The organism is Kitasatospora sp. NPDC057542 (assembly GCF_042801945.1).
In the GTDB taxonomy this organism is placed as follows: Bacteria; Actinomycetota; Actinomycetes; order Streptomycetales; family Streptomycetaceae; genus Kitasatospora.
Genome location: NZ_JBHVFE010000345.1, coordinates 1 through 9,821, shown reverse-complemented (window position 1 = coordinate 9,821; position 9,821 = coordinate 1). Strand labels below are relative to the sequence as shown.

General features: G+C 75.1%; 8 protein-coding genes and 2 pseudogenes. 4 read left to right on the top strand and 6 right to left on the bottom strand.

The annotated features are described in order from the left end of the window. Positions 1 to 240 precede the first annotated feature (240 nt). Positions 241 to 954: an ABC transporter ATP-binding protein gene (locus ACFU7Y_RS32065; protein WP_374119953.1), complete on the top strand. Its 714-nt coding sequence runs from the start codon at positions 241 to 243 to the stop codon at positions 952 to 954. Continuing rightward, positions 951 to 3,344 carry an FtsX-like permease family protein gene (locus tag ACFU7Y_RS32060; RefSeq protein ID WP_380770476.1) on the top strand — a complete coding sequence of 798 codons (2,394 nt, stop codon included), beginning with the start codon at positions 951 to 953 and terminating at the stop codon, positions 3,342 to 3,344. The genes ACFU7Y_RS32065 and ACFU7Y_RS32060 overlap by 4 nt, the downstream gene beginning before the upstream one ends. 189 nt (positions 3,345 to 3,533) lie before the next feature. Here the strand turns inward: ACFU7Y_RS32060 and ACFU7Y_RS32055 are convergent, their stop codons facing one another. From ACFU7Y_RS32055 to ACFU7Y_RS32035, 5 genes and pseudogenes are all read right to left on the bottom strand, one after another. Then, the gene (locus ACFU7Y_RS32055; protein ID WP_224284658.1) at positions 3,534 to 4,292 is read right to left on the bottom strand and encodes a MerR family transcriptional regulator; all 759 of its coding nucleotides are present in this window, start codon (positions 4,290 to 4,292) and stop codon (positions 3,534 to 3,536) included. A 139-nt stretch (positions 4,293 to 4,431) separates the two neighbouring features. Further along, the gene (locus ACFU7Y_RS32050; RefSeq protein WP_380770478.1) at positions 4,432 to 5,463 is read right to left on the bottom strand and encodes a DUF2332 domain-containing protein; all 1,032 of its coding nucleotides are present in this window, start codon (positions 5,461 to 5,463) and stop codon (positions 4,432 to 4,434) included. A gap of 102 nt (positions 5,464 to 5,565) precedes the next feature. Then, positions 5,566 to 5,817, bottom strand: a pseudogene (locus ACFU7Y_RS32045) (LysR substrate-binding domain-containing protein); the annotation flags it as partial. A gap of 278 nt (positions 5,818 to 6,095) precedes the next feature. Then, positions 6,096 to 6,263 carry a hypothetical protein gene (locus tag ACFU7Y_RS32040; protein WP_380770475.1) on the bottom strand — a complete coding sequence of 56 codons (168 nt, stop codon included), beginning with the start codon at positions 6,261 to 6,263 and terminating at the stop codon, positions 6,096 to 6,098. 22 nt (positions 6,264 to 6,285) lie between these two features. Continuing rightward, positions 6,286 to 7,422: an SUKH-4 family immunity protein gene (locus ACFU7Y_RS32035; protein ID WP_224283892.1), complete on the bottom strand. Its 1,137-nt coding sequence runs from the start codon at positions 7,420 to 7,422 to the stop codon at positions 6,286 to 6,288. Between the two features lie 260 nt (positions 7,423 to 7,682). On the opposite strand from ACFU7Y_RS32035, the gene ACFU7Y_RS32030 reads away from it, so the two are divergent. Continuing rightward, entirely contained in the window at positions 7,683 to 8,240 is a 558-nt protein-coding gene (locus ACFU7Y_RS32030; protein WP_380770474.1) for an ATP-binding protein, read from the top strand. Positions 8,241 to 8,250: 10 nt separating this feature from the next. Here the strand turns inward: ACFU7Y_RS32030 and ACFU7Y_RS32025 are convergent, their stop codons facing one another. Continuing rightward, positions 8,251 to 8,841 carry a DinB family protein gene (locus ACFU7Y_RS32025; protein ID WP_224283894.1) on the bottom strand — a complete coding sequence of 197 codons (591 nt, stop codon included), beginning with the start codon at positions 8,839 to 8,841 and terminating at the stop codon, positions 8,251 to 8,253. A 129-nt stretch (positions 8,842 to 8,970) separates the two neighbouring features. Between ACFU7Y_RS32025 and ACFU7Y_RS32020 the strand changes: the two are divergent. Continuing rightward, positions 8,971 to 9,807, top strand: a pseudogene (locus ACFU7Y_RS32020) (class I SAM-dependent methyltransferase). The last annotated feature ends 14 nt before the right edge of the window (positions 9,808 to 9,821 follow it).

The following is a 9,821-nucleotide window of genomic DNA, read 5'->3' as shown; positions in this document are numbered from 1 at the left end:
CCTCGAAGCCGCGGCTCCGAAGCCCGCTGCGGACCCCGGTTCCGATCTTTCGATGGGTCAGTCTGCCCGGCCGGGGCGTCCGGCGCTCTAGGCCTGAACACCCGGTTCGGGGTGTATCTGGATACACCTCCGAGAGGCCGTCCAGACGGCTGTCCGCACCCCGACTCCGATTCGTAGCGTCGTGTTCCGTCAGCCGGCCAGGGTCCTTCCCGGTGCCGGACCCAGAACAGTGGAGGGCCCGTGAACGCGCCGATCATCCGGATCCGCGGCGTCGACAAGACGTACGACCGATCCGACGCCGCCCGTCCCGCCCTGGCCGGGCTCGACCTGGAGGTCCGGGCCGGCGAGGCGCTGGCCGTGCTCGGCCGATCGGGCAGCGGCAAGTCCACCCTGCTGAACCTGATCGCCGGCCTCGACCGCCCGAGCGAGGGCGAGGTGGAGGTGGACGGCGTGGCCGTGCACCGGCTCGGCGAGGCCGCGCTGGCCGAGTACCGGCGGACGCGGATCGGCATGGTGTTCCAGTTCTTCAACCTGCTGGACGACCTGAACGTGGAGGACAACGTGCTGCTCCCGGCCCAGCTGGCCGGGATGCGGAGGGAGCAGGCCCGGGCCCGGGCCGGGGAGCTGCTGGAGCGGCTGGGGGTGGCCCGGCACGCCAGGGCCTTCCCCGGCCGGCTCTCCGGCGGCGAGCGGCAACGGGTCGCGGTGGCCAGGGCGCTGATGAACCGTCCGCCGCTGCTGCTGGCCGACGAGCCCACCGGGGCGCTGGACACCGCCTCGGCCGCCGACGTCCGCGACCTGCTGCGCGGGCTCAACGAGGAGGGCCAGACGATCCTGCTGGTCACCCATGACACCGCGCTCGCCGAGGCCTGCGCCGACCGGACGATCGAGCTGCTCGACGGCCGGCTGGTCCGGGACACGGCGGTCGTGCCGGTGCCGGGCGGTGGCCGATGAGCGCGCTCGGCAAGGTGGTGCGCGCCGGGGTCGGCCGCAGGCGGGTGCAGACCCTGGTCATGGTGCTCACCACGATGATGTCCGTGACGGCGTGCATGCTCGCGCTCGGCTTGCTGGTCGCCGCCCGGGGCCCGTACCAGCGCTCCTTCGCCGACCAGCACGGCGCGCACCTCAACGTGCTGTACGACCCGGCCAGGGCGAGCCCCGCCCAGCTCGCGGCGACGGCCCACGCGTCCGGCGTGACGGCCTCGGCCGGCCCCTACCAGGCGGTCACCGTCCAGCCGCGCTCCGGCTCCGGGGCCCGGATCCCCCCGGCCGGGAGCCTGCTGCCGCCGATGACGCTGGTGGGCCGCGCCGCGAGCGGCCCACTGGACGACCTGCGGGTCACCAACGGCCGCTGGATCGAGGGCCCCGGCGAGGTGGTGTTCCTGGACGGGCACTCCCCGCTGGCGGTCGGCGACAGCATGGACTTCCCGGACCTGCCGGGGCACCCGTCGCTCAAGGTCGTCGGCCTGGCCGCCTCGGTCTCCTGGAGCGCGGACGGCTGGGTCGCCCCGGAGCAGGTGGCCGGGCTGACGGCGCCCGGCACCGCGCCCGCCACCCAGTACCTCTACCGCCTCGCCCACGCCGGCAGCGACGCGGAGGTGGAGGCGGGCCGCGCCGCGCTGGCCGCCGCGGTCCCGGGCGGGGCGCTCGCCAAGGCCACCTCCTACCGGCCCGCCCAGGAGGAGGCGAACCGGACGGCCTCGACCTTCGTCCCGTTCGTCACGGCCTTCGGGGTGCTCGGTCTGGCCATGTCGGTGCTGATCATCGGGGTCGTGGTCAGCGGCGCCGTCAGTGCCGCCACCCGACGGATCGGCATCCTCAAGTCCCTCGGCTTCACCCCGGCCCAGGTGGCGCGCGCTTACGTCGGCCAGGCGCTGATCCCCGCCGGGGTCGGCACGGCGCTCGGCGTGCTCGTCGGCAACCTGCTGTCCGTACCGGTCCTCGGGCTGGCCCACAAGGCCCTGCGCGGCGGACTGCTCGGCATCCCGGTCTGGGTGGACGCCGTGGTCGCGGTGGTGGCCCTGGGCGCCGTGGCGGGCACCGCGCTGGTACCGGCGCTGCGGGCCGGGCGGCTGCGGACGGTGGAGGCGCTCGCGGTCGGCCGGACGGCGCCGGGCGCCAAGCGGGCGGCCGCCCGAGGCACGGCCGACGGGGCAGGGGCGGCGAGCCCGCTGACCCGGGCGCAGGACCTGATCGGCCGGCTGCCGGTGCCACGGGCGCTCAGCCTCGGGCTGGCCTCCCCGCTCAACCGGCCGGGCCGCTCGGCGACCACCGGCGCCGCCGTGGTGCTCGGCACGGTCGGGGTCACCCTCTGCGTCGGCCTGACGCTCTCGTTGAGCTCCCTCCAGGAGGGCCTGACGGCCGACCGCGCGGGCAAGGTGGTGGTCCAGGCTCCGATGGAGGGCTCCGCGCAGCCCGTCGACCACGTGGACGAGGCGGCCGTGGCCAAGGCCATCGACTCCCGCCCGGGCACCCGGGCCTGGTTCAGCAGCGTCCCCACCCCGGTCACCCTGGCCGGGAACACCGGGCGCTCCGAGGTGGTCGCGTTCAGCGGCGACGCCTCCTGGAGCGGCTTCCAGCTGGTCTCCGGCCGCTGGTTCCACGGCCCCGGCGAGGTCGTGGTGGCCGCCGCCTACCTGCGGGCCAACCAGGCGAAGGTCGGCGACACCGTCACCCTCACCGACCACGGGCGGAGCACCCCGGCGAAGATCACCGGCGAGGTCCTGACCACCAACGACCTGGTGTTCACGGACCGGGCCACGCTGGCGCCGCTCGGCGGCACGATCCACGCCGAGGCGCTCTCCTTCCACATCGACCTCACCCCGGGCACCGACGCGCAGGCCTACGCCGACGGGCTGGACCAGGCCGTCGAGCCGCTGGGCCTGGGCGCCGAACCCGGCGGGGAGCACCTCAACATCGTGGTGCTGGCGATGAACACCCTGGCGGGCACACTCACGCTGCTGCTCTCCGTGGTGGCAGGGCTCGGGGTGCTCAACACCGTGCTGTTGGACACCCGGGAGCGGGTGCACGACCTCGGGGTGCTGAAGGCGCTCGGGATGTCACCACGGCAGACCGTCGGCATGGTGCTCACCTCGGTCTGCGGCAGTGGGCTGGCGGCCGGGCTGATCGGGGTCCCGATCGGCATCCTGGTGCACCACCAGGTGATGCCCGCGATGGCCAAGGCCGCAGGGATCGGAGTGCCGGACGCGGACCTCGCCGTGTTCGCCCCGTCGGTGGCGGGGCCGCTGATACTCGGCGGCCTGGTGCTGGCCCTGCTCGGCGCCGTCCTCCCTGCCACCTGGGCGGCCCGTACCCGGACGGTCACGGCGCTGCGGACGGAGTGACGGCGGGGGAGAGCCGGGAGAGGGGCACGCCCGGCTCCGCCCGGCCCTGCCCGGGAGCCCCCCGTCAGGCTCCCCGGCAGAGGCCAGGGCAGAGCCGGACGCGCCCGGCCCGGCCCAGGCCGGACGGGGACCAGCCCGGCCCAGGTCAGCCCAGGCCGGCCCGACCCCGATCATCCGACCGGGCCCGGATCAGGACAGCCGCGCCGCCGCGTACGCCTCCATGGCGGCACGCTGGTACGCGGCCAGGCCCTGGGCGATGGCCTCGTACGCGGCGCTCCACTGCTCGTTCTCGGTGCAGGAACGGGCGATCGTCAGGTACTCCTCGGTCGGGACCGGCCGGATGGTGCCGAGCAGCCGGTACTCCTCGTCGATCGTGCTCTGCACGGGCTCGGCGTCGGCCGGGTGGCCGGCCGCCATCAGCTCCGCCAGGCGGATCATGCGGGCGGTCCGCTCGCGCTGTCCGGCCTCGATCTCGGCCGGGGCCATCGCGGCGGTCGCGCGCCGGGCCGCCTCGGCGTGCTCGGGGAAGTCACGCAGACTCGCGTCGACGTCATCGGGCTGGATGCCCTCGAACAGGTTCTCGGGGCGGTTGATGGTCATGGGCGTGCCGTCCTTCCGGGAGCGTTCCAGGTCGGCGATCGTGCGGGAAACGGTGGCGGCCAGGGCGTCGAGCCGGTCGCGCTCGGCGACCAGTCGCCGGCGGTGGCCCCGCAGGGCCTCCAGCTCGTCCACCTGATCGCCCAGGATCCGGGCGATCTCGGTCAGCCCCACGCCCAGTGCCCGCAGTACCAGGATCTGCTGCAGCTGGAGCAACTGCCGTTCCTCGTAATAGCGGTGGCCGTTGGAGCCGATCCGGGCCGGTGGCAGCAGTCCGATCTCGTCGTAGTGCCGGAGGGTTCTGGCCGTCACACCGGACATCCGGGCTACTTCAGCGATGGGCCAGGCCATGGCCGCCTCCCTCGTTTCCACGTCCCCACGTTCGCGTGGACCGGGCCGGTTCTCCGGCCCTGGTCACGACGGTAGAAGCTGCCGCTGCGGCAGCTTCAAGCCCGGGGGCCCTGTCCGTCGCCGCCGCCCGCATTGCCGCCTACGCCTCGGCGAACCAGTCCAGGGACTGCCCGTGCGGCCCGGTGAAGGCCACCGGCCGCTCGTCCAGGGCGAGCGCGAACAGTCCGGAGCCGGTCGGGGCCGGGCGGGGGAGGCGTCGGGCGACGGACGCCAGCACGGAGACCGCCTCGTTGGAGATCCAGTGCCCGGGCAGCTCGCGCATGGTCGCCGCGAACTCCTCCCGCTCCTCCGGAGGCAGGTACGCGAGCACCGCGCTGTGGAACACCACCGGCGTCGCCCCCGCCGGGGCCTGCGCCACCAACTCCCGTACCGCTGCGTTGAGATCGCCGCGCACCAGCAGCGGCGGTTCGGCCCGGGCGACCAGGACGGCGCCGCGCAGCCGGTCCAACCGGTGGGTCTGCTCGGGCCAGACCAGGGACTCCAGCCAGCGCATGTCCTCCTCGGCCCGTACGTCCAGCGGATTGAGGTCGATCCCGGCCCGCCACACCACCTCGGGCAGCCGTTCCCGCAGGGAGCCGGGGAGCGGTACCGGACCGCTCACCGTACAGTCCAGCGTCACCGGGCTCGCCTCGGCGCCGAACTCGACGCCGAACCCGGCGACCGGGGTACCGGTCCCACGCTCGCACCCGTCCTCCCCGGCCAGGTACCGGTACCGATACCGGTCCGGGTACAGGCAGAGCCCGGCCGAGGCGCCCACCTCGATCAGGGCGAGCGGCTGCGGCAGTGCGGCCAGCAGCGGCAGCAGGGTGGCGCAGCGGCCCGCCTCGTTGGTCTGCGTCCGCCGCTCCAGCATCGTCGCCGAGACCTCGGCCCAGTGCTCCGCCGCCCAGTCGCGGAAGGCCGGCCAGCCCTCCGTCACCGGCCCGCCCAGGTGCCTGACCGCGCCGAACAGCAGGTTCGGCTGCCGCTTCGCGGCCGGCAGCCCGTCCAGCAGCGCACACGACTGCTCGTCCTCGGCGACGCGTTCGGCCAGCGCCTGGTAGACCGGCGAGTTGCCGCGCGCCTCCCGCTCCGCGAACGCCCGGTAGAGCTCCCCCGTATCGCTGCGCATCCCCCGCATGCCCTTTCGACGCCTTCTCAAGTGATCGAATCGGCCCAGCCTACGCCCGCCCGACGCGCCTGCCGTCGCCCGCGGTGCGCCGACCAGTGCGTCGACCAGCGCGCCGAGGACCGGCTGACCCCAAGCGTCCTCCCGGACAGCGGCGTGCAGTGCGCGCACCGGCTCCGGACCGCTCAACCGCTGCCCGGCGACGCCCGGATGGCGCTGGGGCAGGCCAAGCTCGGGAACCAGTGCCGCCCCCGGACCGGCCGCGGCGAAACCCTGCGCGGCTGCGTGGTCCGGGCCGTCCACCGCGACCGCCGGGTGGAAGCCGGCCGTCCCGCAGCTGGACCAGCCGCAGACCATCCGAGGGCTGACCACCATCCCGAGCGCGGCGCAGCCGTCCCGCACCTCGGTGAGCGGGGCCTCGGGTCGGTCGCGCCGAGGTCGAGCCGTACGCCCGGGTCGTCCCGGCGGAACCCGGCCACGCTCGGGGCCACCAGCGCGACACCGGCAGTGGCGAAGTAGCGGACGGTCAGGTTGCCACTGCGCCCGGCCCACAGCCGGGGTGGTCTGTGTCAGTGGATGACGACGGATGCGCTGCTCGTGCCGCCGCGCTCAGGCCGGCCCGGCCCACGCTCCGGTCAGTCCGGCCCGTACCCGGGGCCGGCCGCCGACCGCACCAGCACCGTCAGCAGGCCGTGGACCACCGGGAACCAGGACGCGCCCGCCGCCCGCCGCCCGCCGCCGTCGGCCGCCCACCGCCCGCCGCCGCCGGCCGCCGCCGCCCGCCGCCGCCCACCGCCCGTCACCGGTGCAGCTCGGCCGAGCGGCTCAGCCGAGCAGGCCGCCCATGTGACCGTCCTCGGCGAGCAGCCGCCAGGAGCAGCCGGGTGAGGCGAACGCCTGCGGGTCGACCGCCTCCACCAACCGGTCCACCACCGCGCTCAGCAGCGCCTGCGGGTCGAACACCGCCCAGGTGTCCCGGGCCCGGCCGTAGTCCCAGCGGTCCCACTCGGCGCGCAGCCGCTCGTACGTCCAGAGGGCGTAGAGCAGGGCGGACAGGTCGCGGTTCAGGTAGGCCTCGGGGTGGCCGTCGTCGTACCAGTCCGGCAGTTCCAGCCGGCCGGTGGCGCCGTCCAGGGCGATCGTGAGGTCGGTCGGCCAGTCCCCGAGGGCGAGGAAGTCCCGCTGGTACGGGCGTTCCTCCTCGCCGTCGAAGTACTCGGGGTACGCCTCGCCCATGCTGACCAGCGGCTCGTCGCACACTCCGAACATCGCCCCGCCCAGCGGCAGGCCGACCTCGGTCAGCAGCTGCCGGGTCGGCCCGTGCACCAGGGCGGCGGGCAGGTCCTCGGGCCGGAACCGGTGCACCCGGCCAGGGCCGCCGTCCTGGTCCGTCAGCGCCGCGAGCTCCGCCACCAGCTCCGGGGTTGTCTCGTACGCGGGCCCGCCCGGACCACCCGGCAGCGCACCCCAGCCCAGTGCCCGCACCAGCAGCGCGGTGCCCCAGTGCGGGGGCGGTGCGGACTCGTCGTCGAACAGCCCGGGATCGATCTCCCGCATCCGCCGCTCGGCTCCCGCCAACACCTCGGCCGTCACGGTCGGCCCGCGTCGCCCGCCCAGCGCCTCCGGCCGCCGGGCCGCCTCGGCCACCGCATCCACCTCGCGGACCAGGCCCGCCAGCGCGGCCAGGCCGGAGGCCAGCAGGTCGCGCCGCGGGCCGCCGTTGTCCAGGAACACCTCCCCGGTCACCCCGTCCAGCAGCACCATGCTGCCGGTGGCGGCGAACGGCGTGCAGTACTCCGTCTCCCCGAGGACGAACAGCCGCTCCGCCTCCGCGGGGAACGCCGTCAGCTCCCCGCCCCCGAGCGCCTCGAAGTCCAGGAACGCCCCGGCCGTCGGCAGCCCCTCCCGCACCAGGAACTCCCGACTCCCCGCGTGCACCACCCCACCCGGCAGCTCCGCCACCCGCTCACACCCCACGTGCCCCACCCTCTCCCGGCCTACCCCGTGACCCACAGACCCTAGCGGCCCGGCCCGACACCGCCGAGGCGCTCTCCGAGCGGGAAGGGGCGCGGGGGCCGTCGGGCGGGGGTGGTGTGGCAGCCGGGCCCGAAGCTGCGAGGCGCTTGCCCGGGTGCGGCCGCGGGGAGGGGCGCGTGGCAGCCGGCGGGGGCCCGACACCCCACGGTGCCCGTGCGTCGCCACCGGGCCCGTAGGGTGCGGGGATGAAGCGCTACCTGCTGACCGGTACGCCGGGGGCCGGAAAGACGGCGATCCTGCGGTGGCTGGAGTGCGCGGGCTTCCCGGTGGTCGAGGAGGCCGCCACGGACGTCATCGCGCTGCGGCAGGCCCAGGGCGAGCCGGAGCCGTGGACGGACCCGTCGTTCGTGGATGCGGTGGCCGCCCTGCAACGGCGGCGGCAGGAGGGGGCCGTCGGCCCGCCGGGGGAGGTGCGGTTCTTCGACCGCTCGCCGGTGTGCACGTACGCCTTGGCGGTGCACCTCGGCCATCCGGTGACCCCGGCTCTGGCCCGGGAACTCGACCGCATCCGGGAGGCGGGGGTCTACGAACGCCGGGTGTTCTTCGTGGAGAGCCCGGGTTTCGTCACCCCGACCGAGGCGCGGCGCATCTCGTACGAGGAGTCGCTGCGGTTCGAGCGGATCCATCGGGAGGCCTACGCCGAGTTCGGGTACACGTGCGTCCCGATCGCCCCGGGGCCCCTCGCCGACCGGGCGGCCGCTGTCGTACGGCACGTCGGCGCGGCCGCCCGGCACGGAGGCTGACGTCTCCGGTTCAGGCGAGTCCGCCGGCCTCCCGGGCCGCCTGCTCCACACGGTCGTGGTGGGCCCGCCACCAGTCGGCGTCGCCGGGGGCGGTGTTGGCGCCGTCGGAGCGCTGGCCGGTGGCGCCGTCCACGAGTTCGCGGACCAGGTCGGCGTGGCCGACGTGGCGGTGGGTCTCGGCGATCATGTGGACGAGCACCCGGTGCAGGGTCTGCTCGTGGCGGGCGCCGAACGGCATCCTGCCGACGGCGTCCAGCGGCAGGGCCTCGATGGTGGCGTCGGAGTGCGCCCAGACCCGCCGGTAGCGCCCGATGATCTCCTCGGTGCTCTCGTCCGCCCGTGCCCACATGTCGCCGTTGGGTTCGGTCTGGCCGGTGATCCACACCGGGGCCGGTTCGGGGAAGGGGCGTCCGAAGGCATCGCCGAAGTAGAGGGCCTCGGCGCCGGTGACGTGCTTGACCAGGCCCAGCAGGTTGGTTCCGGTAGGTGTGAGCGGGCGGCGCAGGTCGTACTCGGAGAGGCCTTCGAGCTTCCAGAGCAGAGCGTCGCGGGCGTCCTGGATGTAGATCCGGAGGTCGGTCTTGTCATCTGTCACTGTCATGGGATCAGTCTGTTGGTCACAGGATGCCTGTCCATTGATTTCCAACCTCACCAGGACGTGACCAGCCGTCAACCCGGGCCATGATCAGCTCCGTTCACCCCACAGCGGAACCTCCCCGAGGGAGCGGCCATGACCGACGACGCCTGGACCTGGGGCGAGACGCTGTTCGCCGGAACGGCCGCCCACTACACCCGCGGCAGGCTCCCGTACGCCCCCCGGGCTGGCGGAGGCGCCGGTTGGGGCGCTGGGGCTCGACGGGCGGGGACGGCTGCTCGACGTGGGGTGTGGGCCGGGCACGCCGGCGCTGGGTCTGGCGCACCTGTTCGGCGAGGTCGTCGGAGTGGACCCGGACGCCGGGATGATCGCCGAGGCGCGCCGGGCGGGCGCCGCGGAGCCCAAGGCCACCTGGGTGCGGGCCCGGGCCGAGGAACTCCCGTCGGGCCTCGGCACCTTCACGCTGGCGACCTTCGGCCAGTCCTTCCACTGGATGGACCGCGACCTGGTGGCGGCGACCGTACGACGAATGCTGCGGCCCGGCGGCGCCCTGGCGCACATCTCGGACCTGAAGGGCGAACCGCGCCCCACCGAGGGGCTGCCGCACCCGCCGGTCCCGTACGCCGCGATCGGCGAACTGGTCCGGCGCTACCTCGGCCCGGTCCGCCGCGCCGGGCGGGGGCTGCTGCCGCACGGCACTCCGGGCGACGAGGCCGCGGTCCTCGCCCGGGCGGGCTTCGCCGGTCCGCGGCGGATCGTCGTCCCGGGCGGCCGCTGGAGCGTACGGCCGACGACGCGGTCGCGGGCGTCTTCGCGCTCTCCTCCTCGACCCCGCACCTCTTCGCCGGGCGCCGCCCGGCCTTCGAGTCGGACCTCCGCCGCCTCCTTGCCCGGACCTCGCCGTCGGGGCTCTTCTCGGAGCGGCAGCCGAGCAGCGAGGTGTTCATCTGGCGCACCACGGAGGGGCGTTGACGGTCCCGGGCGGT